Source organism: Rubrivivax gelatinosus (assembly GCF_004340905.1).
GTDB lineage: Bacteria > Pseudomonadota > Gammaproteobacteria > Burkholderiales > Burkholderiaceae_C > Rubrivivax > Rubrivivax gelatinosus.
The window spans coordinates 15832-42505 of the sequence record NZ_SLXD01000018.1 but is presented as its reverse complement, the minus strand read 5'-3'; the positions used below and the strand labels follow the sequence as shown (position 1 = coordinate 42505).

At 70.5% G+C, this 26674-nt stretch carries 26 protein-coding genes and 1 riboswitch; of the genes, 14 read left to right on the top strand and 12 right to left on the bottom strand.

Going from position 1 to position 26674, the window contains the following annotated elements; translation table 11 throughout:
• Positions 1–40 precede the first annotated feature (40 nt).
• The 9 genes from EV684_RS21995 to EV684_RS21955 all read right to left on the bottom strand — a co-directional run bounded on the left by EV684_RS21995 (position 41) and on the right by EV684_RS21955 (position 10574).
• Positions 41–775, bottom strand: coding sequence for an SGNH/GDSL hydrolase family protein (locus tag EV684_RS21995; protein ID WP_165908565.1), 735 nt, complete (start codon positions 773–775; stop codon positions 41–43).
• Between the two features lie 53 nt (positions 776–828).
• Positions 829–2574, bottom strand: coding sequence for a D-lactate dehydrogenase (gene dld / locus EV684_RS21990; protein WP_132649490.1), 1746 nt, complete (start codon positions 2572–2574; stop codon positions 829–831).
• Positions 2571–3710 (bottom strand): FMN-dependent L-lactate dehydrogenase LldD, encoded by a 1140-nt coding sequence (lldD, locus tag EV684_RS21985; RefSeq protein ID WP_132649489.1) that lies wholly within the window; start codon positions 3708–3710, stop codon positions 2571–2573. Before lldD ends, dld begins: the two co-directional genes overlap by 4 nt.
• Positions 3707–4507, bottom strand: coding sequence for a transcriptional regulator LldR (lldR, locus tag EV684_RS21980; protein ID WP_132649488.1), 801 nt, complete (start codon positions 4505–4507; stop codon positions 3707–3709). Before lldR ends, lldD begins: the two co-directional genes overlap by 4 nt.
• 16 nt (positions 4508–4523) lie before the next feature.
• Complete coding sequence (gene lldP, locus EV684_RS21975; RefSeq protein ID WP_132649487.1) at positions 4524–6194, bottom strand: L-lactate permease; 1671 nt, start codon at positions 6192–6194, stop codon at positions 4524–4526.
• Positions 6195–6563: 369 nt separating this feature from the next.
• The gene (gene thiC / locus EV684_RS21970; RefSeq protein ID WP_132649486.1) at positions 6564–8474 is read right to left on the bottom strand and encodes a phosphomethylpyrimidine synthase ThiC; all 1911 of its coding nucleotides are present in this window, start codon (positions 8472–8474) and stop codon (positions 6564–6566) included.
• An 89-nt stretch (positions 8475–8563) separates the two neighbouring features.
• Positions 8564–8672, bottom strand: a riboswitch (TPP riboswitch).
• Positions 8673–8697: 25 nt separating this feature from the next.
• Positions 8698–9150 carry a bactofilin family protein gene (locus EV684_RS21965; RefSeq protein ID WP_132649485.1) on the bottom strand — a complete coding sequence of 151 codons (453 nt, stop codon included), beginning with the start codon at positions 9148–9150 and terminating at the stop codon, positions 8698–8700.
• Positions 9137–10189 carry a M23 family metallopeptidase gene (locus EV684_RS21960; RefSeq protein WP_165908564.1) on the bottom strand — a complete coding sequence of 351 codons (1053 nt, stop codon included), beginning with the start codon at positions 10187–10189 and terminating at the stop codon, positions 9137–9139. Before EV684_RS21960 ends, EV684_RS21965 begins: the two co-directional genes overlap by 14 nt.
• The gene (locus tag EV684_RS21955) at positions 10167–10574 is read right to left on the bottom strand and encodes a bactofilin family protein (protein ID WP_132649483.1); all 408 of its coding nucleotides are present in this window, start codon (positions 10572–10574) and stop codon (positions 10167–10169) included. The genes EV684_RS21960 and EV684_RS21955 overlap by 23 nt, the downstream gene beginning before the upstream one ends.
• Before the next feature lie 400 nt (positions 10575–10974).
• Here EV684_RS21955 and EV684_RS21950 point away from each other — a divergent pair, with 400 nt between their 5' ends.
• On the top strand, positions 10975–11358 hold the full coding sequence (locus tag EV684_RS21950) for an OmpA family protein (protein ID WP_132649482.1): 384 nt from the start codon (positions 10975–10977) through the stop codon (positions 11356–11358).
• Between the two features lie 56 nt (positions 11359–11414).
• Here the strand turns inward: EV684_RS21950 and exaC are convergent, their stop codons facing one another.
• The gene (gene exaC / locus EV684_RS21945) at positions 11415–12935 is read right to left on the bottom strand and encodes an acetaldehyde dehydrogenase ExaC (RefSeq protein ID WP_132649481.1); all 1521 of its coding nucleotides are present in this window, start codon (positions 12933–12935) and stop codon (positions 11415–11417) included.
• A 307-nt stretch (positions 12936–13242) separates the two neighbouring features.
• Between exaC and EV684_RS21940 the strand changes: the two genes are divergently transcribed.
• The 4 genes from EV684_RS21940 to EV684_RS21925 all read left to right on the top strand — a co-directional run bounded on the left by EV684_RS21940 (position 13243) and on the right by EV684_RS21925 (position 18441).
• Positions 13243–15159 carry a sigma-54-dependent Fis family transcriptional regulator gene (locus EV684_RS21940; RefSeq protein ID WP_132649480.1) on the top strand — a complete coding sequence of 639 codons (1917 nt, stop codon included), beginning with the start codon at positions 13243–13245 and terminating at the stop codon, positions 15157–15159.
• A gap of 32 nt (positions 15160–15191) precedes the next feature.
• Positions 15192–15812 (top strand): guanylate kinase, encoded by a 621-nt coding sequence (gene gmk, locus EV684_RS21935; protein WP_132649479.1) that lies wholly within the window; start codon positions 15192–15194, stop codon positions 15810–15812.
• Between the two features lie 35 nt (positions 15813–15847).
• On the top strand, positions 15848–16051 hold the full coding sequence (gene rpoZ / locus EV684_RS21930) for a DNA-directed RNA polymerase subunit omega (protein ID WP_009858930.1): 204 nt from the start codon (positions 15848–15850) through the stop codon (positions 16049–16051).
• Between the two features lie 98 nt (positions 16052–16149).
• Positions 16150–18441 (top strand): RelA/SpoT family protein, encoded by a 2292-nt coding sequence (locus EV684_RS21925; RefSeq protein WP_132649478.1) that lies wholly within the window; start codon positions 16150–16152, stop codon positions 18439–18441.
• Here EV684_RS21925 and greB read toward each other — a convergent pair.
• Both greB and EV684_RS21915 read right to left on the bottom strand, forming a co-directional pair.
• Positions 18426–18986, bottom strand: a complete 561-nt coding sequence (gene greB / locus EV684_RS21920; RefSeq protein WP_132649477.1) for a transcription elongation factor GreB — start codon at positions 18984–18986, stop codon at positions 18426–18428. The genes EV684_RS21925 and greB overlap by 16 nt on opposite strands.
• A gap of 31 nt (positions 18987–19017) precedes the next feature.
• Complete coding sequence (locus EV684_RS21915) at positions 19018–19554, bottom strand: queuosine precursor transporter (RefSeq protein WP_132649476.1); 537 nt, start codon at positions 19552–19554, stop codon at positions 19018–19020.
• A gap of 125 nt (positions 19555–19679) precedes the next feature.
• Between EV684_RS21915 and EV684_RS21910 the strand changes: the two genes are divergently transcribed.
• The 9 genes from EV684_RS21910 (at position 19680) to EV684_RS21870 (ending at position 26661) form a co-directional block, all read left to right on the top strand.
• Positions 19680–20306: a DUF2238 domain-containing protein gene (locus EV684_RS21910; RefSeq protein WP_132649475.1), complete on the top strand. Its 627-nt coding sequence runs from the start codon at positions 19680–19682 to the stop codon at positions 20304–20306.
• A gap of 220 nt (positions 20307–20526) precedes the next feature.
• Positions 20527–21615 carry a hydrogenase small subunit gene (locus tag EV684_RS21905; protein ID WP_132649474.1) on the top strand — a complete coding sequence of 363 codons (1089 nt, stop codon included), beginning with the start codon at positions 20527–20529 and terminating at the stop codon, positions 21613–21615.
• Positions 21616–21649: 34 nt separating this feature from the next.
• On the top strand, positions 21650–23506 hold the full coding sequence (locus EV684_RS21900; protein WP_132649473.1) for a nickel-dependent hydrogenase large subunit: 1857 nt from the start codon (positions 21650–21652) through the stop codon (positions 23504–23506).
• 31 nt (positions 23507–23537) lie between these two features.
• Entirely contained in the window at positions 23538–24113 is a 576-nt protein-coding gene (locus EV684_RS21895; protein ID WP_132649472.1) for a HupE/UreJ family protein, read from the top strand.
• Between the two features lie 31 nt (positions 24114–24144).
• Positions 24145–24873 carry a Ni/Fe-hydrogenase, b-type cytochrome subunit gene (gene cybH / locus EV684_RS21890; protein WP_132649471.1) on the top strand — a complete coding sequence of 243 codons (729 nt, stop codon included), beginning with the start codon at positions 24145–24147 and terminating at the stop codon, positions 24871–24873.
• 7 nt (positions 24874–24880) lie between these two features.
• Complete coding sequence (locus tag EV684_RS21885) at positions 24881–25189, top strand: HigA family addiction module antitoxin (protein ID WP_165908563.1); 309 nt, start codon at positions 24881–24883, stop codon at positions 25187–25189.
• Positions 25190–25211: 22 nt separating this feature from the next.
• Entirely contained in the window at positions 25212–25874 is a 663-nt protein-coding gene (locus tag EV684_RS21880) for a HyaD/HybD family hydrogenase maturation endopeptidase (RefSeq protein ID WP_132649470.1), read from the top strand.
• Positions 25874–26218: a HypC/HybG/HupF family hydrogenase formation chaperone gene (locus EV684_RS21875; RefSeq protein WP_132649469.1), complete on the top strand. Its 345-nt coding sequence runs from the start codon at positions 25874–25876 to the stop codon at positions 26216–26218. The genes EV684_RS21880 and EV684_RS21875 overlap by 1 nt, the downstream gene beginning before the upstream one ends.
• Entirely contained in the window at positions 26215–26661 is a 447-nt protein-coding gene (locus EV684_RS21870; RefSeq protein ID WP_043816478.1) for a thioredoxin domain-containing protein, read from the top strand. The genes EV684_RS21875 and EV684_RS21870 overlap by 4 nt, the downstream gene beginning before the upstream one ends.
• The last annotated feature ends 13 nt before the right edge of the window (positions 26662–26674 follow it).

Below are 26674 nucleotides of genomic sequence, written 5' to 3'. Positions count from 1 at the left end.
GCTCGCACCCGACGCGCAGGGTCCGGGCGACCCAGCCCCGCTACAACGCCGCCTGCCGCCGCAACTCCTCGCGCCAGAGCCGGTAGCCCTCGTCGCTGGGGTGCAGCCCGTCCGGCGCGTTCAGCCGCTTCGGCTGCTGGGCGAACGGATCGTCGCGGCGCTCCTTGAACAGGTCGACGTAGGCGGCGTCGTGCCGCGTGGCCGCGCTGCGCACGACGCGGTGCAGCTCGCGCGAGCGCTGGGTCATCCACCACGACCACGGCGGAAGGAAAAACGGCGCGTTGCCGACGTTGCCCGAGGGCATGACGATGACGCGCGGCGCCAGCACGCGGGCCCGGCCCAGCGCCTCGTCGACCGACGAGCGCAAGCTCTCGGCGCCGGTCAGCCGCACGACGTCGTTGCCGCCGGCCAGCAGCAACACGGTATCGAAGCGCTCGCTGCCGCCGAGCTGCTCGGCGACGTCGCCGAACTTCGCACCATCCCGCGCCCGGTTGACGATCAACCAGTCGGCATGCTCCGCGGCGATCAGCCCCGCCAGCGAGGCCCGCGGCGAACTCGCCCCGGTGCCCACCGCGGTGCTGTCGCCGACGATCAGCAACCGATGCGCGGGCGCCTCGGGCGAGGCCTGGAACGGCTCGCTCTCACGGGCCAGCTCGGCCGAGGCCTGGATGCGCGACGCGGCGCAGCCGGCTCCGAGCAGCAGCCCCAGCGCGGCCACGGCCAGCGCGACACGCAGCGGTCGAGGCGATCGGGGGGACGGGTGGCGAGAAGGCATGCGCGCGCCGAAGGGCATTCGGCATGCCCGGGCCGCAGCCGCCGCCCCGCGCCCTACTCCACCGCCTCCGAATACGCCTTCGGCCACACCGGCGCCGGCCGGTCGCAGCATTCCTGCCAGCCGCGCCCGCGCGGCGTGTGGCCGATGCCGGGGTTGAAGGTGTTGGTCGGGTCCAGCCGGCGGTAGTGGTCCACCAGGGCCGGCTTGGCGACGTAGAGATGGCCGACGTTGTGCTCGGCCGGGTACTCGGCGCGGCGCGCATCCAGCAGCTCCCACATGCGGTGCTCCATCACCACCGGGTCGACGCCCGGCTTGACGATGTAGTCCTGGTGGAAGACGTGGCAGAAGAAGTGGCCGTAGTAGAGCTTGTGCACGACGTCGCGCTCGATCGCCTCGGGCAGCTGCTCCACCCAGGCACGGTCGTTGCGGCGCAACGCGACGTCCAGCGCGACGATGTCGCCGACCTGGCCGCGGTGCGCCTCGCGGTAGCGGATCGCCGCGCCGGCGATCGCGAAGCGGTGCAGGAAAGCCTTGCGCCCTTCCTCGGCGTCGCACTCGAACCATCCGCCCGTGCTGCTGGCCTCGAACTGGCGTGCCAGGTACTCCCGTGTCGCCTCCGCCTGGTCGTTGGACACACGGATCAGCAGGTGGTGCTCGTAGCGGTCACGCCACTCGCGCAAACGTGCCGGCAAATGGCTGGGAAGCCGGTCGGTGATCGCCTGCACGACGCGGTCGGTCACGCCGCGCAGCCCGAAGCGCTCGAAGAAGCCGTCGATGCGGCTCTTCAGCGCGAAGGCCTTGGGCACACGTGCGGTGCCGAAGCGGTCGATCAGCAGGAAGCTGTCCTTGCCGTAACGCTCGCCGATGTCGAAGGCCGTGCGGTGGATGTACTCGCCGGCGATCGGCAGCCGCGGCAGCGCGCTCAGCAGGTGGCGGCGCACGGCGGTCAGCTCGTCGGGCTCGTTGGTGCCCAGGTAGAAGACGGTGCTGGCCTCCTTCGGGAAGGTGTCCAGCCGCACCGCGAACAGGCAGAGTTTGCCGGCCGAGCCCGAGGCCTCGAACAGCCGCGACGGGTCGGCGTTGAAACGCGCCGGGGTGTCGGCGTCGACGGCACGCACGTGCTCCGCATAACGCGGGTCCGACGCCGCACGGCCGCTGTCGTGCACGACGTCGGCTTCGCCGTACTCGCCGCGTTCCAGCCGCGTCAGGATCTCCTCCGGCGTGTCGCCGAGCGCAATGCCGAGATGGTTGACGAGCTCGAGGCGGCCGTCGTCGGTGACCCGCGCGTACAGCGCCAGCTCGGTGTAGGCCGGCCCTCGGCGCACCAGCGCGCCGCCCGAGTTGTTGCAGATGCCGCCCAGCACCGACGCGCCGATGCACGACGAGCCGATCACCGAATGCGGCTCGCGGCCCAGCGGCGCCAGCTGGCGCTCCAGCTGGTCCAGCGTCGCGCCGGGCAGGCAGACGACCTGCTCGCCGCCGGCGATGAGCTGCACGCCGGTGATGCGCAGCGTGTTGACGAGCACGATCTCGCGGTCGTAGCCGCTGCCGTCGGGCGTCGAGCCGCCGGTCAGGCCGGTGTTGGCGGCCTGCATGATGACGATGCGGCCGGCCGCCACCGCGGCCTGCAGCACGCGCCACAGCTCCAGCAGGCTGCCGGGCCGCACGACGGCCAGCACCGGGCCTTCGCCGGTGCGGTGGCCTTTGCGGAAGCGGCGTGTGGCCTGGTCGTCGGTCAGCACCTGCGGCGCGCCGACGGCGGCACGCAGCTGCTCCAGCAAGGCTTCGCGCGTGCTCATGCTTCCCGCACCAGCAGATCGGGGCCGATGTCGGCGACCCGCGCGACGCTGGTCAGCGTCATCGCCACACGCATCTCCTTTTCCATCAGCGCCAGCAGGTGGCGCACGCCGGCCTCGCCGGCGGCGGCCAGGGCGTAGATGTAGGCGCGGCCGATCATCGTCGCGTCGGCGCCCAGCGCCAGCATGCGCACGACGTCCAGGCCGTTGCGCACGCCCGAGTCGGCGACGATCTTGATCTGGCCCTTCACCGCGTCGGCGATCGCCGGCAGCGCACGCGCCGAGGACAGCACGCCGTCGAGCTGCCGCCCGCCGTGGTTGGAGACGATGATGCCGTCGGCGCCGAAACGCACCGCGTCCTTCGCGTCCTCGGGGTCGAGGATGCCCTTGATCAGCATCGGCCCGCGCCAGAACTCGCGGATCCACTCCAGGTCCTTCCACGAGATCGACGGGTCGAAGTTGGCGCCCAGGTAGCCCATGTAGTCCTGCAGCCCGACCTGCTGGCCGCGGTAGGTGGAGATGTTGCCCAGGTCGTGCGGCTTGCCCATCAGGCCCACATCCCAGGCCCAGCGCGGGTGCGTCAGGCCCTGCCAGTAGCGGCGCAGCGGCGCGTTCGGCCCGCTCATGCCCGAGTGCATGTCGCGGTAGCGTGCGCCGGGCACCGGCATGTCGACGGTGAACACCAGCGCCGAGCAGCCGGCGGCCTGGGCGCGTTCGAGCGCGTTGCGCATGAAGCCGCGGTCCTTCAGCACGTAGAGCTGGAACCACATCGGCCGCTTGATCTTCGGCGCCACCTCCTCGATGGCGCAGACCGAGACGCTGGACATCGTGAACGGGATGCCCTGGGCCTCGGCGGCACGTGCCGCCTGCACCTCGCCGCGGCGTGCGTACATGCCGGTGAGGCCGACCGGAGCCAGCGTCACCGGAATCGAGAGCTTCTCGCCGAAGAGCTCGATGGAGGTGTCCAGCTGGCTCATGTCCTTGAGCACACGCTGGCGCAGCGCGACGCCGGCGAGGTCGTCGACGTTGCGGCGCAGCGTCTGCTCGGCATAGGCGCCGCCGTCGATGTAGTGAAACAGGAAGGGCGGCAGCCGCCGGCGGGCGGCCTCGCGGTAGTCCGCGGTGGAGGAGATGATCATGGGCTGGAGTCAGCTGGATCCGGTGTCGGGGGCAGCAGCGGCGCCACGCTGCCCGGCGGCAGGCGCAGCAGCCGCTCGCGGCGGGCGTGGTCCTCGGCTTCGCGCTGGATCGTCTGGCGCACGTGCTCGAGGTGGTCGACCATGCTGGCGCGCGCACGCGGCGCGTCGCCGTCGACGATGGCCTGCATCACCGCCTGGTGTTCGGCGCTCAGCCGGCGCAGCGTCTCGGGCGCGCTGAAGCGGAACATGTCCTCGCGGTTGCGCGTCACGGTCGACAGCACGACGGTGAACAGGCTGTGCATCACCTGCTTCAGCACGAGGTTGTGCGAGGCCTCGGCGATGGCGAGATGGAACTGGGCGTCGGACCGTGCGGCCAGCTCGGCGTGGCCGCTCTGCTGGTGATCGATCATCACGTCGAAGGCGCGGCGGATGCGGTCCTTGTCGGCGGGCGTCGCGCGCTGCGCGGCCAGCTCGGCAGTGGCCGTCTCCAGCGCATGGCGCGTCTCGATGACGTCGAAACGGTAGCCGGGGTCGGTGTCGAGCAGGCTGACCAACGGCGCCACCGCCTCCTGCAGCCAGTCGGCCTGGGCCGTGGACTGCAGGTAGGTGCCGTCGCCCTGGCGGGCCGCCAGCACGCCCTGGCTGGCGAGCTTCTGGATCGCCTCGCGCAGCGAGCTGCGCGAGACGCCCAGTTCGGCGGCCAGGGCACGTTCGGCCGGCAGGCGCTGGCCGGGCTGCAGGCCTCGTGCCTGCACCAGCGCCAGCAGTTTTTCGACGACGTGATCGACCAGTCTCATCGGGGTGTCCGGGGGTTCAGTGACCCGGAATCATCCACGGCAGCAGGTAGGCCTGGATCGTCGTCATCGCGCCGATGATCGCGGCGAAGGCCAGGCTGTGCTTGACGGTGAAGCGGAACAGGTCCGACTCGCGCCCCGCCAGGCCGACCGCCGCGCAGGCGATCGCGATCGATTGCGGCGAGATCATCTTGCCGGTGACGCCGCCAGTGGTGTTGGCCGCCACCGTCAGCACCTCGGGCAGGCCCAGCTGCTGCGCGGTGGTCGCCTGCAGCGCCGCGAACAAGGCGTTGGCCGAGGTGTCCGAGCCGGTCAGGAAGACGCCGATCCATCCCAGGAAAGGCGAGAAGAAGGTGAAGGCCGAGCCGGTGTGCGCCAGCGCCAGTGCCAGCGTCGCCGACAGGCCGGAGTAGTTGGCGACGAAGGCGAAGGCCAGGACCATGCCGATCGAGTAGATGGGGATCGCCAGCTCCTTCAGCGTCTCGCCCAGCGTCGCCGCCGCCTTGGCCGGCGCCAGGCGCGAGAACAGGATCGTCAGCAGCGCCGCGAACAGGATCGCGGTGCCGGTGGCCGACAGCCAGTTGAAGCTGTAGACGGCGCCGTAGGGCGTGGCGGCCGTCACCACCGGCGGCATCTTCTCGACCAGCTTGTCCAGCAGCGGCACCGGGATGCTGACGACGGTGGACGCCAGCGGGCCGCCGGCGGCGAACAGCGCCTTGAAAGGCTTGACGCTCCACACCGTGACCATGGCCGTGAGGATGATGAACGGCGACCAGGCCATCACGACCTGGCCCAGCGACAGCGCGGGCGCGGCCTGGGCTGCCACCGCCGCCTTGCCGGCGGCCTCGTCGTGCTCGAAGCGGAAGATGCGCCTGGGCTGCCAGACCTTCAGGAAGGCCGTCAGCGCGATCATCGAGACGATCGCCGAGGTGATGTCCGGCAGTTCCGGGCCGACGTAGTTGGCGGTGAGGAACTGCACCACCGCGAACGAGCCGCCGCCCACCAGCACCGCCGGCCAGGTCTCCTTCACGCCGCGCCAGCCGTCCATGATGGCCATCAGCCAGAACAGCACGATCATCGTCATGAACGGCAGCTGGCGGCCGGCCATCTGGCCGATCGCGAAAGCATCGACGCCCGACACCTGCCCGGCGACGATGATCGGGATGCCCATCGCGCCGAAAGCCACCGGCGCGGTGTTGGCGATCAGGCACAGGCCGGCGGCGTACAGCGGCTTGAAGCCCAGGCCGACGAGCAGCGCCGCGGTGATCGCCACCGGCGCGCCGAAGCCGGCCGCGCCTTCGAGGAAGGCGCCGAAGCAGAAGCCCACCAGGATCAGCTGCAACCGCTGGTCGGGCGTCACCGACAGGATCGACGAGCGGATGACGTCGAAGTGCCCCGTCTTCACCGAGACCTTGTAGAGGAACACCGCGGCCACGATGATCCAGGCGATCGGCCACAGGCCGTAGAAGAAGCCATAGGCCCCCGAGGCCAGCGCCGCGCTCAGCGGCATGCGGTAGAAGAGCAGCGCCACCCCGAGCGCCAGCAGCACGGTGATCGTGCCGGCCTGGTAGCCCTTGAGGCGCAGCTTGGTCAGCGCGATGAAGAAGAAGACGATGGGAATCAGCGCGATCAGCGCCGACAGCCAGACGTTGCCGGCGGGGTCGTAGTTCTGTTGCCAGATGGGTTGCATGGCCGTGTGACGTGCGGTCGGGAGGACCCAGGGGACGGGAACGGGCCGCGGACGGCCCGGCACGGTTTCAGTCGCCGCGGGCGGCCCGCCGCTTGCGCGCCGGGCCGCCCAGGAACTCGCAGCACGGGTCTCGCGACCGTCACGCCGGCTGGTTCCGGAAGGCTGACTTCAACACTCCAGCGCTACCGACTCGACGCAGGCCGGAACCAAATTGGTCGGACCACTTGATGACAGGGAGCGAGAAGCGGAGCGGATTCTGCGGATTTTCCCGAGCGATTCACTCAGGGTATTCCTGTATCCACCCCGTAACTCGTGGCCCTTCGACGATCGCCGTCAGCCGACAGCGCTTACATTGGTCCGACCATTTCGTCAGTCCCGATCATCAGCAACCGGGCCTTCATGCCGCCCGTCCCGTGGCCGGTAGAACTCTCCGCCTCCGGCCCTGAACTCGGCGCTCTTGGCTGCCATGCCACGCTGCACGGCCTCGTCGTCGCCCAACCCCTGCGCCTGCGCGAACTCGCGCAGTTCGCGCGTGATCTTCATGCTGCAAAAGCGCGGCCCGCACATCGAGCAGAAGTGCGCCTCCTTGGACGAGTCCTTGGGCAGGGTCTCGTCGTGGAAGGCTTCGGCGGTCTGCGGGTCCAGGCCGAGCGCGAACTGGTCGCGCCAGCGGAACTCGAAACGCGCCTTGCTCATCGCGTCGTCGTGGGCGCGCGCGCCGGGGTGGCCCTTGGCGATGTCGGCGGCGTGCGCGGCGATGCGGTAGGCGACGATGCCCTGGCGCACGTCGTCGCGGTCGGGCAGGCCCAGGTGCTCCTTGGGCGTGACGTAGCAGAGCATCGCCGTGCCCATCCAGCCGATCATCGCCGCGCCGATCGCGCTGGCGATGTGGTCGTAGCCCGGCGCGATGTCCACCGTCAGCGGCCCCAGCGTGTAGAACGGCGCCTCGTGGCAGTGGCGCAGCTGCTCGTCCATGTTGGCCTGCACCAGGTGCATCGGCACGTGGCCGGGGCCTTCGATCATCGTCTGGACCTCGTGCCGCCAGGCCACCTGGGTCAGCTCGCCCAGCGTGCGCAGCTCGGCGAACTGGGCCTCGTCGTTGGCATCGGCCGCCGAACCCGGGCGCAGGCCGTCGCCCAGCGAGAAGGCCACGTCGTAGGCCTTCATGATTTCGCAGATCTCCTCGAAGTGCGTGTAGAGGAAGTTCTCGCGGTGATGGGCCACGCACCACTTGGCGAGGATCGAGCCGCCGCGCGAGACGATGCCGGTGCGCCGGCCGGCGGTCAGCGGCACGAAGGGCAGGCGCAGCCCGGCGTGCAAGGTGAAGTAGTCGACGCCCTGCTCCGCCTGCTCGATCAGCGTGTCGCGCAGCAGCGGCCAGCTCAGGTCCTCGGCGACGCCGCCCACCTTCTCCAGCGCCTGGTAGATCGGCACCGTGCCCACCGGCACCGGCGAGTTGCGCACGATCCAGTCGCGCGTGGTGTGGATGTGGCGGCCGGTGGACAGGTCCATCACCGTGTCGGCGCCCCAGCGGATCGCCCAGACCAGCTTCTCGACCTCCTCCTCGATCGAGGACGTCACCGGCGAGTTGCCGATGTTGGCGTTGACCTTCACGCGGAAGTTGCGGCCGATGACCATCGGCTCGAGCTCGGGGTGGTTGACGTTGGCCGGGATCACCGCACGGCCACGTGCCACCTCGTCGCGCACGAACTCGGGCGTGATCGTCTGCGGGATGCAGGCGCCCAGCGGGTTGCCACGCAACCGGGCTTCGCGCGCGGCGTCGCCGAGGTACTCGCGCATCCATTCGCGGCGGCCGTTCTCGCGCAGCGCGACGTACTCCATCTCGGGCGTGACGATGCCGCGGCGCGCGTAGTGCATCTGCGTCACGCAGCCGCCGGCGGCGGCACGGCGCGGCCGGCGCTGCAAGGCGGCGGCCTCGCGGCGCAGTTCGTCCAGGCGGGCGTCGGCGGCCTCGCCGGCGCGGCCGCCGTCGTCCTGCGCGGCCCGCGGGCGGCCGTCGTAGGCCTCGGTGTCGGCACGCTCGTCCAGCCAGGCGCCGCGCACCGGGGGCAAGCCGCGGCGCACGTCGAGGGCGACCGCCGGGTCGGTGTAGGGGCCGGAGGTGTCGTAGAGCGTGACGGCCTCGCCGTTGCTCAGCGCGATCTCGCGCATCGGCACACGCACCGTCGGCGAGGCGCCGGGCACGTAAACCTTGCGGGACTGGGGGAAGGGTTCGCGGCTCAGGGACAGCCGCTGCTGCAGGTCGCCGGGGGCGTTCATCGGGCAATCTCCATGTCGGTTGGATGAATGCCCCGCCATCGGCGCCGACCAGACGGCGCGCGCCCGCCCCGACAGGACGGACCCACGCGCCTCGGCGCTGCAGCTCTTCTTACGCTGGTGCTAACCAGATCAAGTTCGCGGTTCCGGCGGTCAGGTCCGCCATCTCAGCACGCCACACGTGCACCCCGGAGCGGAGCCGAGTGTAGCCCCGCCGGTGCGCGGATCAGTCGCGCGGCCCGACCTTGACCTCGGCATTGATCTGCGCGCCGAGCGCGAGCACGAGGTTGTCGCAGCGCACCTGGCCGTCCAGACGTCCCGAAGCGCCGACGTTCAGGTCGCGGCAGTCCAGGCGGCCGTCGAAATGGCCGTCCAGGCTGGCGCGGTCGCAGGCCATCTGCCCGCGGATCGAGCCTTCGGCGCCCAGCGTCACCTGGGGCGCTTCCACCGTGCCTTCGATGTCGCCCTGGAAGTGCAGCGGGCCGGGCGAGCCGATGTAGCCGCGCACCAGCACCCCGGGGCCGAGCACCGAGGGGCGCCCGTCGTCGGGCCGGGGCTTGCGCCGCACGGCGTCGTCGAGCACCGGCAGCACCGCGCCTGGCGCCGGGGCCGGCGGCACGCTCTCGGGATCGGCGGCGCTGGTTTCGCCGCGCTCGGACTTCGGCTTACTGAACAGCATGCTGGCTCACCCGGAAGACTTTGAGGGGGTCGATCGGCCGCGTGCCGCGGCGGACCTCGAAGTGCACGTGCTCGCCGGTCGACGAGCCGGTACTGCCCATGACACCCAGCACGGCGCCCGACGGCAGCGTCGCGCCGGCCGTCACCTGCACCTGGGCGAGGTGGGCGTACCAGGTCTCGAAACCCAGCGCATGGCCGACGATGACGAGATTGCCGTAGCCCGGACGCCAGCCGGCGAACAGCACCTCGCCGGCGGCGGCCGACCGCACGCGCTTGTCGCCCGAGGTGACGTAGTCCACGCCCTGGTGCGTGTCCAGGCGCCGGGAGATCGGGTGCAGGCGCAGGCCGAAGTCGGAGGTCACGCGGGCCTGCGACAACGGCGGCGCCGAGGGCAGCTCCGACAGCAGGCGGCGCAGCCCGGCGTTGGCCAGCAGCACGTCCTGCTGGGGCGCGGTGATGAACCGTTCCAGCTCGGCCTGCACCGCACTGTCCAGTGCCGCGCCGACGCCGGTCTCGGGCGCCGCGCCGGTGAAGCGGCGCAGCGCCGTCGCCACCTCGGTCGGGCCCGCCCCGAGGGCACGCAGGGAGTCGCCGATGTGGTCGTTCTCGACCGCCGCCAGGCGCGCGGTGACCGCGACATAGGAGCGGAAGGCTTCGTCGCGGCGTTTCAGGCGCTGCACCATCTCGCCCATGCGCTCGGGCGTCATCGACTCGATGTCGGCGACGTCCAGCGTCTCGGCACCCAGTTGCTGCAGGGTGGCAACGGTCTGCGACAGCGAGTCGCGCTCGCTCTCGCTGCTGTGCAGGCGCATCACGAGGGCGATGAAGCTGAGCAGCGCGACGACGGTGGCAAGCGCCAGCCACAAGGCCAGCGTCTTGAAGCGCGTGATCGTGCGTTCGATCGCGTCGCGGCGCAGTTCGATGTAGCGCACGCCACGGTCGTCGGTGACGATGACCGAGGCGACGCCGGTGTCCGGCAGGCTGCGCCGGACGTCGTCCAGCCAGCGGATCGGCGCTTCAGACAGCGCCTTGATCCGCATCGCCGGGCTCGACGGCTGGGGCCTGGGCCGGCACGGGCGCGGCCGCACCCGCGGCATCCGAACGCCGCAGGTGCCCGTCGATGCGGGCGCCGCCTTCGATCTGGATGGTCTGGTAGGTCACGGTGCCGGTGACGACGGCGGTGGCGCGGATGACGATCTGCTCGCGCGCGACGATGGTCTCGCCGACCTCGCCGCGGATGTCGACGTTGCGCGCGCTGAGGCTGCCTTCGACGCGACCGGTCTTGCCGATGGCGATGTCGTCGGCTTCGATCTCGCCCTTGACGGTGCCGAAGACCTGCACCCGCCCAGCGGCGTTGATCTTGCCGCTGATCGTGACGCCTTCTCCGAGCGTCAGGGTTCCAGCGGTGACTTGTTGTTCGCTCATGCTCAATTCCGGCTGAGATCGCACCACGGACCAGGCCCGGCGCCCGTCACGTCCGGGTCGGACGCGCGAGGCAAGCCCCCCTACCTACGCGAAAGCACGATCGTGGCAATCGTGCACCGTGCCACTGCTCACGAGTTTAACTGCTAGAAATGATTCAAATGCACAAACAAGCAAGCTTCGCGGCATTTTTTGTCGCCCGGGCAAGGTCAATACGTCTGGAAACATCCCGGCCCGGCCCAGGCGAAAACAATTCTGCATGACGAAACGTGCGCCACGCCATCGGTCTCGTGCCGGATGGCGCCTCGCCGCCACAGCGGCACTCGCTTCACTTCTCGCCCTCGCGGGCTGCGGCAGCTCGCCGCCGGCGTCCGAGCGCCCCGGCGCCGGCGCGGCACCATCGTTGCCCGCGACGCCGCCGCTGGTCGTCGAACGGCAGTGGCTGCAGAGCTGGTTCGGCGGCACGCCGGTCCTCATCACCCAGCAGGGCAGCGGCCCGGTGGCGGTGAACGTCCCGCTGGAGTTCTCGTTCGACACCGGCAAACGCAGCGTCAAGCCGCCGCTGGCCGCCGTGCTGGACAAGCTCGCCGAGTCGCTGCGACGCCAGCCGCAGATGACGCTGGCGCTCGCCGCGCCGGGCGACAGCAGCGGCGACGAAGCCATGGCCGCGCAGCGGGCCGCCGCCTTGCGCAGCTACCTGCTGGGACGCGGCGCCGGCTCGGCGCAGCTGCGCGCGCCGCAGCCGGCGACCGGGCAGGCGGTCCGGATGCGCCTCGAACTGCGCTGACCCGCAACGAAATAGGCCGCGCGGCGAACGCGCGGCCTGGTGCTCGGACACGCCGGTCAGAAGAAGCCCAGCGCGTGCGGCGAGTAGCTCACCAGCAGGTTCTTCGTCTGCTGGTAGTGGTCGAGCATCATCTTGTGCGTCTCGCGGCCGATGCCCGATTCCTTGTAGCCGCCGAAGGTCGCGTGCGCCGGGTAGGCGTGATAGCAGTTGGTCCAGACGCGGCCGGCCTTGATCGCGCGCCCGGCGCGGTAGGCCGCGGTGCCGTCGCGGCTCCAGACGCCAGCGCCCAGGCCGTAGGGCGTGTCGTTGGCGATGTCCAGCGCCTCCTGCTCGGTCTTGAAGGTCGTCACCGCCAGCACCGGGCCGAAGATCTCCTCGCGGAACACGCGCATGCCGTTGTGGCCCTTGAACAGCGTCGGCTGGATGTAGTAGCCGCCGGACAGCTCGCCGCCGAGTTCGGCACGCGCGCCGCCGATCAGGCACTCGGCGCCTTCCTGGCGGCCGATCTCGAGGTAGCCGAGGATCTTGTCCATCTGCATCGCCGAGGCCTGCGCGCCCATCATCGTCTCGGTGTCCAGCGGGCTGCCCTGCTTGATCTGCTTCACGCGCTCGAGCGCACGCGCCATGAACTTGTCGTAGATCTTCTCGTGGATCAGCGCGCGCGACGGGCAGGTGCAGACCTCGCCCTGATTGAACGCGAACAGCACCAGGCCTTCGATCGCCTTGTTGAAGAACTCGTCGTCGGCCGCGGCCACGTCCTCGAAGAAGATGTTCGGGCTCTTGCCGCCGAGTTCCAGCGTCGCCGGGATCAGGTTGCCGGCCGCCGCCTGGGCGATGACGCGGCCGGTGGCGGTGCTGCCGGTGAAGGCGATCTTGGCGATGCGCTTGCTCGACGCCAGCGGCATGCCGGCTTCGCGCCCGTAGCCGTTGACGATGTTCAGCACGCCCGGCGGCAGCAGGTCGGCGATCAGCTCGGCGAAGACCATGATGCTGATCGGCGTCGACTCGGCGGGCTTGAGCACGACGCAGTTGCCCGCGCCCAGCGCCGGCGCGATCTTCCAGGCCGCCATCAGCAGCGGGAAGTTCCACGGGATGATCTGCCCGACGACGCCCAGCGGCTCGTGGAAGTGATAGGCGATCGTGTGCTCGTCGATCTCGCTGATCGAGCCTTCCTGCGAGCGCAGGCAGCCGGCGAAGTAGCGGAAGTGGTCAACCGCCAGCGGCACGTCGGCGGCCAGCGTCTCGCGCATCGGCTTGCCGTTGTCCACCGTCTCGGCGTAGGCGAGCAGCTCGAGGTTCTGCTCGATGCGGTCGGCGATCTTCAGCAGCACGTTGGCGCGGTCGGCCGCCGGCGTGCGGCCCCAGGCGTCGGCGGCGGCGTGGGCGGCGTCGAGCGCACGCTCGATGTCGGCGGCGCCGGAGCGCGCGGCGCGTGTGTAGGGCTTGCCGGTGATCGGCGTGATGACGTCGAAGTACTGGCCGTCGGACGGCGGCACGAACTTGCCGCCGATGAAGTTGTCGTACTGGCTCTTGAACTGGACCTTGGCGCCGGGTGTATTGGGCAGTGCGTACAGCATGGTTTGTCTCCTTTGGGTCTTGGGAACGTCGTCCGGTGCAATGCGTCGCGCCGGATCGCGCGGCGGCCGCATCTGCAGGCGGCATGCCAGGCGCGTTTGGCGCCGGAACCGGCTGATTTCGGCAAAGCAAGGCAGATTTCGCGTCAAAACCGGCCTGCGCTGCGCATCACGGCGGTACAGCTGTCCCGTTTCGTGACGACCCGTGTCCGGCCTCCGGGTCGATCCGCATCGCGGCGGCGAAGGCTTGCGCTAGTCTGGGCCGGCACCGACACCAGAGCCCGCCAGAGGCTTCGCTGGAGACGAGACGATGCCCAGTTCCCTGATCGCCGCGCGCACGCCGCCGGCCCTGTTGCGCGAAGCGCGACGCCGCTTCTTCGATACCGGCGAACTCGCCGACGACGCGTTCGAGCCCGCGCTGACACGCAGCTGGCGCCGCAGCCGAGACTTCGGCCTCGCACCCACCGGGCGTTTCGCCGGCGCGCCGCACGCGTCGTCGGCGCAGCTCGCACGCGCGCTGGATCAGCAGGGCGAGTTCGTCGCCCATGCGCGGCCGGTGATGGAGTTCCTCTTCGACCAGACGCGCGACACCGAGAGCATGGTGATCCTGTCCGACGCGCAGGGCATGCTGCTGCATGCGCTGGGCGACGCCGGCTTCGTCGACCGCGCCCAGCGTGTCGCGCTGCGCCCCGGCGCGAGCTGGCACGAGCAGTGGCGCGGCACCAACGCCATCGGCACCGCGATCGCCGAGGGCGCGCCGGTCGTCGTGCACGGCAGCGAGCACTACCTGGAGCGCAACGCCTTCCTGACCTGCACCGCCGCGCCGATCGCCGACCCCGCCGGCCGCCTGCTGGGCGTTCTCGACATCTCCGGCGACCACCGCAGCTACCACCGCCACACGCTGGCGCTGGTGCGTTCGGCGGCGCGCATCATCGAGCACCGTCTGTTCGACACCCGCCACGCCGCCGGCCTGCGCCTGCGGCTGCACGCCCAGCCCGAAGGCCTGGGCACCGTCACCGAAGGGCTGCTCGCGCTGTCGGAAGACGGCTGGATCGTCGGCGCCAACGGCGTCGCGATGGCGATGCTCGGGCTGCCACCGGGCTCGGTCGGCGCGCTGACGCTGGAACGCGTGCTGCCGCTGGACCTCGCCACGCTGGCCGCCTGGAGCCGCGGCAGCACCGCGCACGCGCTGCGCCGCGACGACGGCAGCGTGCTGTGGCTGCGTGTCGAAGGCGGGCGCAGCCTCGGCGTGCGGCCGGCGGCGCCCGCGGCGCCGGCCGCCGACGACGCGCTCGCCCGCCTGGACACCGGCGACAGCGCGATGCAGGCCGCGATCGGCCGCGCCCGGCGCGTGCTCGACAAGCCGATCGCGCTGCTGCTGCAGGGCGAGTCGGGCGTCGGCAAGGAGCTGTTCGCTCGCGCCGTGCACCGCAGCAGCGCGCGCCGCGACGCGCCCTTCGTCGCCGTCAACTGCGCCGCGCTGCCCGAGACGCTGATCGAGGCCGAGCTCTTCGGCTACCGCCCCGGCGCCTTCACCGGCGCGGCGCGCGAGGGCGCGCCCGGGCGCATCCGCGAAGCCCACGGCGGCACGCTGTTCCTCGACGAGATCGGCGACATGCCGGCGGCGCTGCAGACGCGGCTGCTGCGCGTGCTGCAGGAGCGCGAGGTCGTGCCGCTGGGCGGCGGGCGGCCGCTGGCGGTGGACTTCCGCCTGATCTGCGCCACCCACCGCAACCTGCGCGAGGCGATCGACGCCGGGCGCTTCCGCGAGGACCTGTACTACCGCCTGAACGGCCTGGCGCTGCAGCTGCCTGCGCTGCGCCAGCGCGGCGACCAGGCGGCGCTGGTGGCCGGCATGCTGCATGAGCTGCTGCCGGCGCGCGACGTGCGGCTGGCGCCCGAGGTCGCGCAGGCCTTCGCGCGCCACCGCTGGCCGGGCAACCTGCGCCAGCTGCACAACGCGCTGGCCACCGCCTGCGCGCTGCTCGACGAACACGAGGACGAGATCGGCTGGAGCCACCTTAGCGACGACCTCGCCGAGGACCTGCGCCTGCGCCCCGCCGCGCCGGCCCCGGTGGCCGACGCGGTGGACCTGCGCTCGCAGTCCGAACGCACCGTGCGCCAGGTGCTCGAGACCTGCGCCGGCAACCTGTCGGAGGCCGCGCGCCGGCTGGGCATCAGCCGCAACACGCTGTACCGCAAGATGCGCGAGCTGCGGCTGCGCTGAGGCGCACCGGGCGCCGCCGGTAGAATCCGGCGATGGAAACGCCCGGCAATCTCTTCGTCGTCGCCGCGCCCAGCGGCGCCGGCAAATCCAGCCTCGTCAAGGCCCTGCTCGAGCTCGACTCGCACCTGTCGGTGTCGGTCTCGCACACCACGCGCAAGCCGCGCGGCCAGGAGCAGAACGGGCGCGAGTACTGGTTCGTCGGCGAGCCCGAGTTCCGCTCGATGATCGAGCGCGGCGACTTCTTCGAGTGGGCGCAGGTGCACGGCAACCTCTACGGCACCTCGCGCAAGGCGATCGAGGAGCGCCTGATGCGCGGCGAGGACGTCGTGCTGGAGATCGACTACCAGGGCGCGCTGCAGATCAAGAAGCTCTTCGCCTACGCGGTGCTGATCTTCATCCTGCCGCCGAGCTGGGACGAACTGCGCCAGCGCCTGCTGCGCCGCGGCGAGGACGGCCACGAGGTCATCGAGGTGCGCATGCAGAACGCACGCGAGGAGGTGGCCCAGGCCCGCCACTTCGACTACGTTATAATCAACCAGTTGTTCGAGACGGCGCTCTTCGACCTCAAGACGGTCGTGCACTCGCAGCGCCTCAAGTACGTGACGCAGTGCCGCAACCGCTCCCAGGTCTTTGCCGCACTCGACCTGCTCTGACTCGAACCCTCCCCTCTCCACGGAAAGCTCCGCTCATGGCCCGCATCACCGTCGAAGACTGCCTGCACAAGATCCCGAACCGCTTCCAGCTGGTGCTGGCGGCGACGTACCGCGCGCGCATGCTGAGCCAGGGCCACGCCCCGAAGATCGAGACCAAGAACAAGCCCGGCGTGACCGCGCTGCGCGAGATCGCCGCCGGTGAAGTCGGCCTGGAGATGCTGCGCAAGGTTCCGGTCTGACCGCTTGTCGCCATCCCTGACGGGCGCCCTCGCGGCGCCCGTCGTCGTTTGCGGCCACGAGCCGTCCGTGCCCGACATTCCACGCTAGATTACGCAGCATGGGGATCCGCTCTCTGGCTGCCGAACTGCTGCCTGCCGCGCTGCAGGGGCGTTCGCGCGCGTCCGAGCCGCCCGGGCAGACGGCGGCCGAGGCGGCCTCGTTCGCCGGCCTGACCGAGAAGCTGGGCTACCTGTCCAAGGGCGACATCAAGCTCGTCCGCGAGGCCTACAAGTTCGCCGACGAGGCGCACCTGGGCCAGTTCCGCGCCAGCGGCCTGCCCTACATCACGCATCCGCTGGCCGTCGCCGGGCTGTGCGCCGACTGGCGCCTGGACGTGCAGGCCGTGATGGCCGCGCTGCTGCACGACACCATCGAGGACCAGGGCGTCACGAAGACCGAGCTGATCGAGCGTTTCGGCGCCCCGACCGCCGACCTCGTCGACGGCCTCACCAAGCTCGACAAGCTGCAGTTCAGCACCCGCGAGGAGAGCCAGGCCGAGTCCTTCCGCAAGATGCTGCTGGCGATGGCGCGCGACGTGCGCGTCATCCTCGTCAAGCTCGCCGACCGTCTGCACAACATGCGCACGATGGAGTCGATGGCGGCGAACAAACGTTCGCGCATCGCCCGCGAGACGCTGGAGATCTACGCCCCGATCGCCCACCGCCTGGGCCTGAACCAGACCTACCGCGAGCTGCAGGAGCTGTCCTTCCAGTATCTGCACCCCTGGCGCCACGGTGCGCTGGCCAAGGCCATCAAGCGTGCACGCGGCTACCGGCGCGACATCGTCGAGCGTGTGCAGCGCGACGTCGAGCGGGCCTTCGGGGCGCAGAAGATGAAGGTCGAGGTCACCGGGCGCGAGAAGACCGTCTACTCGATCTACCGCAAGATGCGCGAGAAGCACGCCGGCTTCGCGCAGGTCAACGACATCTTCGGCTTCCGCATCGTCGTGCCGACGCTGCCCGAGTGCTACCTCGCGATCGGCGTGCTGCACCAGCTCTACAAGCCGGTGCCGGGCCGCTTCAAGGACTACATCGCGATCCCCAAGGCCAACGGCTACCAGTCGCTGCACACCACGCTCGTCAGCCCGCTGGGCACGGCGGTCGAGTTCCAGGTGCGCACCGACGAGATGCACGCGGTGGCCGAACGCGGCATCGCCGCGCACTGGATCTACAAGACCAGCGGCAAGGGCGACTCGCAGGAGGCGCAGCGCCTGGGCGCGCTGTGGCTGCAGAGCCTGATCGACATCCAGGACGAGACACGCGACTCGGCGGAGTTCCTCGAGCACGTCAAGATCGACCTCTATCCGGACGCGGTCTACGTCTTCACGCCGCGCAGCAAGATCCTCGCGCTGCCGCGCGGCGCGGCGCCGGTGGACTTCGCCTACGCGATCCACTCCGACGTCGGCGACCATGTCGTCGCCGCCAAGGTCAACGGCGAGCCGGTGGCGATGCACACCGAGCTGCGCAGCGGCGACGTCGTCGAGGTCATCACCGCGCCGGGCGCGCGGCCCAACCCGGGCTGGCTGCACATGGTGCGCACCGGGCGTGCACGCTCGAAGATCCGCCACTACCTGAAGAACCTCGAGGCCGAGGAGTCGCAGTCGCTGGGCGAGAAGCTGCTCGGCCAGGCGCTGCGCGCCGAGGGCCTGCAGGCGCCGTCGCCCGATCCGGAGGACAGCGACGCCGCGGCCATCTGGCAGCAGCTCACGCGCTGGAGCGGCAACCGCAGCCGTGACGAACTGCTCACCGACATCGGCCTGGGCAAGAAGATCGCGACCATCGTCGCCAAGCGCCTGGCCGGGCTGCTGGCCGAACGCGGCATCCGCCCCGACGCGGTGATGCTGACGATGGGCCGCTACGCCAGCGACGCCAGCTCGCCGACGCAGGGCGTGGTCTTCGTCGACGGCAGCGAAGGCGCCTCGGTGCAGATGGCGCACTGCTGCCGCCCGATCCCCGGCGACCAGATCGCCGGCTACCTGGGCCGCGGCGAAGGCCTGGTCGTGCACACGACCGAGTGCCAGGTCGGCCGCCGGCTGTTCGAACGCGACAGCGAACGCTGGATGCGTGTCGAATGGGCCGAGGAGCTGACCCGCAGCTTCCCAACGACGGTCGTCGCGCTGGTGCACAACGGCAAGGGCGTGCTCGCGCAGATCGCCTCGGCGGTGGCCGCGGCCGAAGCCGACATCACCCACCTCGACATGGACCAGGAGCCGGCCGCCGAAACGACCGAACTGCGCCTGCTGATCAGCGTGCGCGACCGCGTGCATCTGGCCGAGGTGCTGCGCACGCTGCGCCGGGCGCCGGCGGTGCTGCGCGTCTGGCGCGACAAACCCGGTCAGGGTGCCGGGTAACGCACCTCGATCACCTCGATCGTCTCCAGCCCGCCGGGCGTCATCAGCTGCACCTCGTCGCCTTCGCGCGCCTTCAGCAGCGCCCGCGCGATCGGCGCCACCCAGCTGACCTCGCCCTGCAGGTTGTCGGCCTCGTCGATGCCCTTGATCGTGATCGTGCGTTCCTCGCCCTTCGCGTTGGCATAGGTGACGGTGGCACCGAAGAAGACCTGGTCGCTGCCGTGGTGCGCCGACGGGTCGGCGACCTCGGCGATGTCCAGGCGTTTGGTCAGGAAGCGGATGCGGCGGTCGATCTCGCGCAGCCGCTTCTTGCCGTAGAGGTAGTCGCCGTTTTCGCTGCGGTCGCCGTTCTTGGCCGCCCAGGAGACCGTCTCGACGATCTTCGGTCGCTCGACGTCGAGCAGCGTCATCAGCTCCTCGCGCAGGCGCCGATAGCCCTGCGGCGTCATGTAGTTGCGCGTGCCGGCCGGCAGCGGCGGCAGGCCGGGGACCTCGTCGTCGCCGTCGTCGGCGGCGTCGGTTTCCTTGGTGAAGGCCTTGTTCATCGGCTCGTCGGCCGGCGCCGCGCCGGCAGCGTCAGCGCACCGGCACCCAGGCCTGCAGGCGCGGCAGCATCGCGCGGTAGGGCGCGAGCAGCACAGCGGCCATCAGCCACTTGATCAGCAGGTCGCCGGCGGCGAGCTGCTGCCAGGGCACGTCGGTGCCGGCGAAGGCGAGGAAGAAGAAGAGCGAGGTGTCGACGACCGAGGCCACCATCGAGCCGATCAGCGGCGCCTTCCACCAGCTCTGGCGGCGCCAGCGGTTGAAGACGGCGATATCCATCAGCTGCGAGAAGATGAAGGCGCTGCCCGAAGCCACCGCGATGCGCCACGGCGCCAGCACCGCCGACAGCGCGACCGCGATCGCGAAGCCGACCCAGGCCACGCGCCGCGCCTCGGAGACGCCAACCGCACGGTTGGTCAGGTCGCAGACCAGGAACACCAGCGGATAGCTGAACGCGCCCCAGGTCAGCCAGTCGCCGGCCGGGAACTGCACCAGCACGTTGGACAGCACGATGACGAAGGCCATCGCGGCGATGGGCTTCGACAGGGAGGCGAGCGGAAGACGGTTCATGGCGTGACGGCAGTGGGCGCGCAACCCGTGATTGTCGCCGCTGTCGGCCGGCTTGTGCAGCGCACGGCGATGCACGGCGTCGATCGAGCCCGCCGCGGCCCGCCCGGGCTTAGAGTCGCGAGCCGATGACCGACCGACGCACCCCTGCCCTCGCCGCCGCCGCCCTCGTGCTGATCGCCCTGCTCGCCTGGTCGGGCTGGCAGCCTTACGAACGCGAGACCTGGGTGCTGGAAACCTTGCCGGTGATGATCGTGCTGCCGCTGCTGGCGGCGACGCACCGGCGCCATCCACTGACGACGCTGCTCTACGCGCTGGTCTTCGTGCACTGCGCGGTGCTGATGCTGGGCGGCGCCTACACCTACGCGCGCGTGCCGCTGGGTTTCCAGATCCAGGACTGGCTGCAGCTGTCGCGCAACCCGTACGACAAGATCGGCCACTTCATGCAGGGCTTCGTGCCGGCCGTCGCGGCGCGCGAGATCCTGCTGCGCGGCGGCGTTGTGCGCGGCCGGCGCATGCTGGCCTTCCTCGTCGTCTGCGTCGTGCTGGCCATCAGCGCCAGCTACGAGCTGATCGAATGGGGTGTCGCACTGGCCATCGGCCAGGACGCCGACGCCTTCCTCGGCACCCAGGGCGACCCCTGGGACACGCAGTCGGACATGTTCATGGCGCTGATCGGCGCCGTCTGCGCGCTGGTGCTGCTGGCACGCCTGCACGACCGGCAGCTGAGCCGGCTGCCCCGCACAGGCCGCTAGCGGCAACACGGCAGCCACCTCGACTGCCGAAGCGGCAGCCTCGCTGCCACCCAACCCGGACCGAGCGTGCGAAGCGTCACGCCGCGGTCAAAAAACTCCTCGTTGAATCAAGGACTTGCAAGGCTCGCACCGGGCTTTCCCTAGATCAAGAAAAACGGGCACGCATCGTGGGTATGAGGCAGATCAAAGAAGTCCGAACCCACGCGAGGAGCCCGATCCGATGGAGACCTTCTACGAAGTCATGCGCCGCCAGGGCATCTCGCGGCGCAGCTTCCTCAAGTACTGCTCGCTGACCGCGACCTCGCTCGGCCTGGCACCGGCCTTCGTGCCGCAGATCGCCCACGCGATGGAGACCAAGCCGCGCACCCCGGTGCTCTGGCTGCACGGGCTGGAATGCACCTGCTGCAGCGAGAGCTTCATCCGCAGCGCGCACCCGCTGGCCAAGGACGCCGTGCTGTCGATGATCTCGCTGGACTACGACGACACGCTGATGGCCGCCGCCGGCCACCAGGCCGAGGCCATCCTCGACGAGATCATGGCCAAGTACAAAGGCAACTACATCCTGGCCGTCGAGGGCAACCCGCCGCTCAACGAGGACGGGATGTTCTGCATCCAGTCGGGCAGGCCCTTCGTCGAGAAGTTGAAGCGTGTCGCCGCCGACTGCAAGGCCGTCATCGCCTGGGGCTCCTGCGCCTCCTGGGGCTGCGTGCAGGCCGCCAAGCCGAACCCGACGCAGGCCACGCCGATCCACAAGGTGATCACCGACAAACCCATCATCAAGGTGCCCGGCTGCCCGCCGATCGCCGAGGTGATGACCGGCGTCATCACCTACATGCTGACCTTCGACCGCATCCCCGAGCTCGACCGCCAGGGCCGGCCGAAGATGTTCTACAGCCAGCGCATCCACGACAAGTGCTACCGCCGGCCGCACTTCGACGCCGGCCAGTTCGTCGAGAGCTTCGACGACGACAACGCGCGCAAGGGCTTCTGTCTCTACAAGGTCGGCTGCAAGGGGCCGACGACCTACAACGCCTGCTCCACGGTGATGTGGAACGAAGGCACCAGCTTCCCGATCAAGGCCGGCCACGGCTGCATCGGCTGCTCCGAGGACGGCTTCTGGGACAAGGGCTCGTTCTACGAGCGCCTGACCGACATCCACCAGTTCGGCATCGAGGCCAACGCCGACAAGGTCGGCGGCACCGCGGCCGGCGTCGTCGGCGCGGCCATCGCCGCGCACGCCGCCGCCTCGGTGATCAAGCGCCTGTCGCACGACCCGGACGCCGCCGCGCGTGCCGAGTCGCGCAGCTGAAACCCCACCCGACCGAACTCCCGGAGCACCGTTCATGGGCGCCATCGAAACCCAAGGCTTCAAGCTCGACGACAGCGGCCGCCGCATCGTCGTCGACCCCGTCACGCGCATCGAGGGCCACATGCGCTGCGAGGTCAACGTCGACGCCAACAACGTCATCCGCAACGCCGTGTCCACCGGCACGATGTGGCGCGGGCTGGAGGTCATCCTCAAGGGCCGCGACCCGCGCGACGCCTGGGCCTTCGTCGAGCGCATCTGCGGCGTCTGCACCGGCTGCCATGCGCTGACCAGCGTGCGTGCCGTCGAGGACGCGCTGGGCATCCGGATCCCGAAGAACGCGCACCTCATCCGCGAGATGATGGCCAAGACGCTGCAGGTGCACGACCACGCGGTGCACTTCTACCACCTGCACGCGCTGGACTGGGTGGACGTCGTCTCGGCGCTGAAGGCCGACCCGAAGAAGACCAGCGAGCTGCAGCAGCTGGTCTCGCCCTCGCACCCGCTGTCCTCGCCGGGTTACTTCCGCGACGTGCAGAACCGGCTGAAGAAGTTCGTCGACAGCGGTCAGCTCGGCCCCTTCATGAACGGCTACTGGGGCAGCAAGGCCTACGTGCTGCCGGCCGAGGCCAACCTGATGGCCGTCACCCACTACCTGGAGGCGCTGGACCTGCAGAAGGAATGGGTGAAGGTGCACGCGATCTTCGGCGGCAAGAACCCGCACCCGAACTACCTCGTCGGTGGCGTGCCCTGCGCGATCAACATCGACGGCAACGGCGCCGCCGGCGCGCCGATCAACATGGAGCGGCTGAACTTCGTCAAGGCTCGCATCGACGAGATGATCGAGTTCAACCGCAACGTCTACCTGCCCGACGTGCTGGCCATCGGCACGATCTACAAGCAGGCCGGCTGGCTGCACGGCGGCGGCCTGGCGGCGCTCAACGTCGCCGACTACGGCACCTACGAGAAGGTGGCCTACGACCCCGCGACCCAGCAGCTGCCCGGCGGCGTCATCCTGAACGGCAACTGGGACGAGATCCTGCCGATCGACCCGCGCGACCCCGAGCAGGTGCAGGAGTTCGTCGCCCACAGCTGGTACCAGTACGCCGACGACAGCAAGGGCCTGCACCCCTGGGACGGCGTCACCGAGCCGAAGTTCGAGCTCGGTGCGAAGACCAAGGGCACGCGCACCGCGATCGAGCACATCGACGAAAGCGCCAAGTACTCGTGGATCAAGTCGCCGCGCTGGCGCGGCCACGCCGTCGAGGTCGGCCCGCTGTCGCGCTACATCCTGGGCTACGCCCATGCGACGAAGGGCAACCCGCACTGCCAGCGTGTCAAGGAGCAGGTGGACTCGGCCGCCGAGGCGATCAACCACACCATCCCGAAGGCGCTGGGCCTGCCCGAGACGCAGTACACGCTCAAACAACTGCTGCCCTCGACGATCGGCCGCACGCTGGCGCGCTGCCTCGAAGGCCAGTACTGCGGCGAGATGCTGCTGGCCGACTACCACGAGCTGGTGGCCAACATCCGCGCCGGCGACACCGCCACCGCCAACGTCGAGAAGTGGGACCCGGCCACCTGGCCCAAGGAAGCCAAGGGCGTGGGCACCGTCGCCGCGCCGCGCGGCATGCTGGGCCACTGGATCCGCATCAAGGACGGCAAGATCGAGAACTACCAGTGCGTCGTGCCGACCACCTGGAACGGCAGCCCGCGCGACGCCAAGGGCCAGATCGGCGCCTTCGAGGCCAGCCTGCTGGGCACGCCGATGGTCAACCCGGAACAGCCGGTCGAGATCTTGCGTACGCTGCATTCGTTCGACCCCTGCCTGGCCTGCTCGACCCACGTGATGAGCGAGGACGGGCGGGAACTGACCACCGTGAAGGTCCGCTGACAACCGGGCCGAAACCCAAAGGACTCTCGAGATGAAGCGCTCGCACACCCTCCTGGCCGCCGCGGCCGCCCTGGCCGCCGCCCCGGCGATGGCCCACACCGGCCATGGCACGACCAGCCTGTTCGCCGGCCTGGTGCACCCGCTGGGGCTGGACCACCTGCTGGCGATGGTCGCCGTCGGCCTGTGGTCGGCGGCCGCGCTGGCCGGCCCGCGCCGCCTGGCCGGCCCGGCGCTGTTCATGCTGGCGCTGCTGGCCGGCGCGGTCGCCGGTGCCGCCGGCTGGGGCCACGCACTGGTCGAACCGGCGATCGCCGCCAGCGTCGTCGTGCTCGGCCTGATGCTGGCCTTCGCGCGCCGCCTGCCGGCTGCGGCCGGGCTGGTGATGGTGGCCGTGGCCGGCTCGCTGCACGGTCTGGCGCACGGCGCCGAACTGCCCGATGCCGGCGGCTTCGCCGGCTACGCGCTGGGTTTCCTGGCCGCCACCGCGACGCTGCACGCCGTGGGCCTGGCCGCCGCGCCGCGCCTGCTGGCGCTGCCGGCGGTGGTCTGGCGCGCGCTGTCGGGCGGCGTCGCGCTCGCCGGGCTGATGCTGCTGGTGCGCGCCTGATCCTTTCGAACGACAAGACCGAGGAGACACGATGGACATCGAATCCGGCGTCACCCGCCTGAGCCCCAGCGACGCGGAAGAAGTCGCGCAGCGTGCGGTCGTCCGTCGTGCGGTCTATGTCTACGAGGCGCCGATCCGCGCCTGGCACTGGATCAACGCGGCAGCGGTCTTCGTGCTGATGGCCACCGGCTACCTGATCGGCAAGCCGCTGCCCTCGGTGGGCGGCGAGGCCAGCGCGAACTACGTGATGGGCTACATCCGCTTCGCGCACTTCGCCGCGGCCTACGTGTTCGCGGTCGGTTTCATCGGCCGGCTGTACTGGGCCTTCGCCGGCAACCACCATTCGCACGAGCTGTTCACGCTGCCGCTGTTCAGCCGCGGCTACTGGCGCGGCGTGATGGGCATGGTGCGCTGGTACCTGTTCATCGACCCGCGCCCGGGCCAGTACGTCGGCCACAACCCGCTGGCGCGCCTGGGCATGGTCACCGGCTTCCTGGCGATCACGGTCTTCATGTTCGTCACCGGCTTCGCGCTCTACAGCGAGGGCCTGGGGCGCGGCTCGTGGGCCGACGTCATGTTCGGCTGGGTGATCCCGCTGTTCGGCCAGTCGCAGGACCTGCACACCTGGCACCGGCTGGGCATGTGGGGCATGGTGATCTTCGTGCTGATGCACGTCTACGCCGCGATCCGCGAAGACATCATGGGCCGGCAAAGCATGGTCAGCACGATGATCTCCGGCTTCCGCACCTTTAAAGACTGAGGCCGGCATGACACCGCGCCCGCTGCTGTCGCCCGCCGGCGTGCCGACGCGTGCGCCGGTGCATCCGGGGCGCTTCCTGCAGCGCCAGGTGCTGGGGCCGCTGGCGATGTCGCAGTCGCAGGCCGCGCGGGTGCTCGGCGTCTCGCGCCGGCGCCTGCACGAGCTGGTGCAGGGCCAGCGTGCGATGTCGGCCGACACCGCGGTCCGCTGCGCGCTGGCCTTCGGCCTGCCGGCCAGCCACTGGCTGGCGCTGCAGTCGCGTTACGACAGCTTCCACGCCTGGAAGCAGCTGCGCCGCGGCCTGGCCGCGCGCTGAACTCCTCCACGAGACAAGGTCCATGGAATCACTCACGCCCGAAAGCGCCTGCCACCCCCCGGGTGACAGCCCAGAAACCATCGTCGTGCTCGGCATAGGCAACGTGCTCTGGGCCGACGAAGGCTTCGGCGTGCGCTGCGTCGAGGCGCTGGACGCGCGCTGGACCTTCGCCCCGCACGTCAGCCTGGTCGACGGCGGCACCCAGGGCCTGTACCTCGTGCACTACGTGCAGCAGGCGACGCGGCTCTTGATCTTCGACGCCATCGACTACGGCCTCGAACCCGGCACGCTGAAGCTGATCGAGAACGAGGACGTGCCGCGTTTCATGGGCGCCAAGAAGATGAGCCTGCACCAGACCGGCTTCCAGGAGGTGCTGTCGCTGGCCACGCTGACCGGGCGCTACCCGCAGTCGGTGCTGCTGATCGGCTGCCAGCCCGAGGAGCTGGAGGACTACGGCGGCAGCCTGCGCCCGCGCATCAAGCTGGCGCTGGAAGACGCGCTGGCGCTGGGCGTCGACACGCTGCGCCGGTGGGGCGCCGACCCCAGGCCGCGGCTGGCGCCGCCCTCGGGCGACGACGCCGTCAGCCAGGCGACGATCGCACTCGCCGCCTACGAGGCCGGCCGCCCGTCCGAGGACGAGGCCTGCCGCGTCGGCGACGCGCGTTTCATGCCGGAGGCCGGCTGATGTGCCTCGGTGTGGCTATGCAGGTGCTGTCGGTGACGCCCGGCCGCGCGATCGTCGCCGGCCGCGGCCGCACGCAGCCGGTCGAGACCGCGCTGGTCGGCGAGGTCGCGCCCGGCGACTGGCTGCTGGTGTTCCTGGACAGCGCGCGCGAGCGCATCGACGCCGCACGCGCCGCCGAAGTCGACGCGACGCTGGACCTGCTCGAACACGCGCTGGGCGGCGGCCCGGCCGACAGCGCGGCCGGCTTCGTGCTGCCTTCGGCGATGGACGCCGCCCAGCTCGCCGCCCTGACCGGTGGCGCTTCCCCCACCCCTCCCAGCGCCGACGGCGCCGACACCCGATGAGCCACTCCTCCCCTGCCGACGGCGCCGCGCCGCTCGTCGCCCGCCTCGTCGAGCGCCACGGCGCGACCTGGGTCGGGGCCGATTCGGTCGAGACCTTTCTCGCCGGCGACGGCGACCGCGTGCTGTTCTTCCACGGCGACCCGGTGCGTTTCCCCGAAGGCGTCGATGTCGCCGTCGTGCTGCCCGAGCTGCAAGCGGCCTTCCCCGGCCGCTTCACCGTCGGCGTCACGACGCGTGCCGACGAAGACCGCCTGGCGGCACGTTTCGGCGCCCAGCGCTGGCCCTCACTCGTCTTCCTGCGCGACGGCCGCTACGTGACGACGATCGCCGGCATGCTGGACTGGACCGACTTCGTCGCACGCGTCGGCGCCGCGCTGGCGATGCCGACGAGCCGCGCGCCGATCGCGCTGGCCGCCGCCGACGCCGGCCCCGGTTGCCACTGAGTCCCGCCCGAAA

Excerpts from the sequence above, each read along its gene's own strand:
- lldD (WP_132649489.1), bottom strand. The coding sequence starts at position 3,710 with ATGATCATCTCCTCCACCGCGGACTACCGCGAGGCCGCCCGCCGGCGG.
- EV684_RS21885 (WP_165908563.1), top strand. The coding sequence starts at position 24,881 with ATGACACCGCGCCCGCTGCTGTCGCCCGCCGGCGTGCCGACGCGTGCG.
- thiC (WP_132649486.1), bottom strand. The coding sequence starts at position 8,474 with ATGAACGCCCCCGGCGACCTGCAGCAGCGGCTGTCCCTGAGCCGCGAA.
- cybH (WP_132649471.1), top strand. The coding sequence starts at position 24,145 with ATGGACATCGAATCCGGCGTCACCCGCCTGAGCCCCAGCGACGCGGAA.
- lldP (WP_132649487.1), bottom strand. The coding sequence starts at position 6,194 with ATGCAACCCATCTGGCAACAGAACTACGACCCCGCCGGCAACGTCTGG.
- EV684_RS21900 (WP_132649473.1), top strand. The coding sequence starts at position 21,650 with ATGGGCGCCATCGAAACCCAAGGCTTCAAGCTCGACGACAGCGGCCGC.
- lldR (WP_132649488.1), bottom strand. The coding sequence starts at position 4,507 with ATGAGACTGGTCGATCACGTCGTCGAAAAACTGCTGGCGCTGGTGCAG.
- EV684_RS21915 (WP_132649476.1), bottom strand. The coding sequence starts at position 19,554 with ATGAACCGTCTTCCGCTCGCCTCCCTGTCGAAGCCCATCGCCGCGATG.
- EV684_RS21895 (WP_132649472.1), top strand. The coding sequence starts at position 23,538 with ATGAAGCGCTCGCACACCCTCCTGGCCGCCGCGGCCGCCCTGGCCGCC.
- rpoZ (WP_009858930.1), top strand. The coding sequence starts at position 15,848 with ATGGCCCGCATCACCGTCGAAGACTGCCTGCACAAGATCCCGAACCGC.
- EV684_RS21960 (WP_165908564.1), bottom strand. The coding sequence starts at position 10,189 with ATGCGGATCAAGGCGCTGTCTGAAGCGCCGATCCGCTGGCTGGACGAC.
- EV684_RS21925 (WP_132649478.1), top strand. The coding sequence starts at position 16,150 with ATGGGGATCCGCTCTCTGGCTGCCGAACTGCTGCCTGCCGCGCTGCAG.
- greB (WP_132649477.1), bottom strand. The coding sequence starts at position 18,986 with ATGAACAAGGCCTTCACCAAGGAAACCGACGCCGCCGACGACGGCGAC.
- exaC (WP_132649481.1), bottom strand. The coding sequence starts at position 12,935 with ATGCTGTACGCACTGCCCAATACACCCGGCGCCAAGGTCCAGTTCAAG.
- EV684_RS21995 (WP_165908565.1), bottom strand. The coding sequence starts at position 775 with ATGCCTTCTCGCCACCCGTCCCCCCGATCGCCTCGACCGCTGCGTGTC.
- gmk (WP_132649479.1), top strand. The coding sequence starts at position 15,192 with ATGGAAACGCCCGGCAATCTCTTCGTCGTCGCCGCGCCCAGCGGCGCC.
- EV684_RS21905 (WP_132649474.1), top strand. The coding sequence starts at position 20,527 with ATGGAGACCTTCTACGAAGTCATGCGCCGCCAGGGCATCTCGCGGCGC.
- EV684_RS21955 (WP_132649483.1), bottom strand. The coding sequence starts at position 10,574 with ATGAGCGAACAACAAGTCACCGCTGGAACCCTGACGCTCGGAGAAGGC.
- EV684_RS21940 (WP_132649480.1), top strand. The coding sequence starts at position 13,243 with ATGCCCAGTTCCCTGATCGCCGCGCGCACGCCGCCGGCCCTGTTGCGC.
- EV684_RS21875 (WP_132649469.1), top strand. The coding sequence starts at position 25,874 with ATGTGCCTCGGTGTGGCTATGCAGGTGCTGTCGGTGACGCCCGGCCGC.
- EV684_RS21965 (WP_132649485.1), bottom strand. The coding sequence starts at position 9,150 with ATGCTGTTCAGTAAGCCGAAGTCCGAGCGCGGCGAAACCAGCGCCGCC.
- EV684_RS21870 (WP_043816478.1), top strand. The coding sequence starts at position 26,215 with ATGAGCCACTCCTCCCCTGCCGACGGCGCCGCGCCGCTCGTCGCCCGC.
- dld (WP_132649490.1), bottom strand. The coding sequence starts at position 2,574 with ATGAGCACGCGCGAAGCCTTGCTGGAGCAGCTGCGTGCCGCCGTCGGC.
- EV684_RS21880 (WP_132649470.1), top strand. The coding sequence starts at position 25,212 with ATGGAATCACTCACGCCCGAAAGCGCCTGCCACCCCCCGGGTGACAGC.
- EV684_RS21910 (WP_132649475.1), top strand. The coding sequence starts at position 19,680 with ATGACCGACCGACGCACCCCTGCCCTCGCCGCCGCCGCCCTCGTGCTG.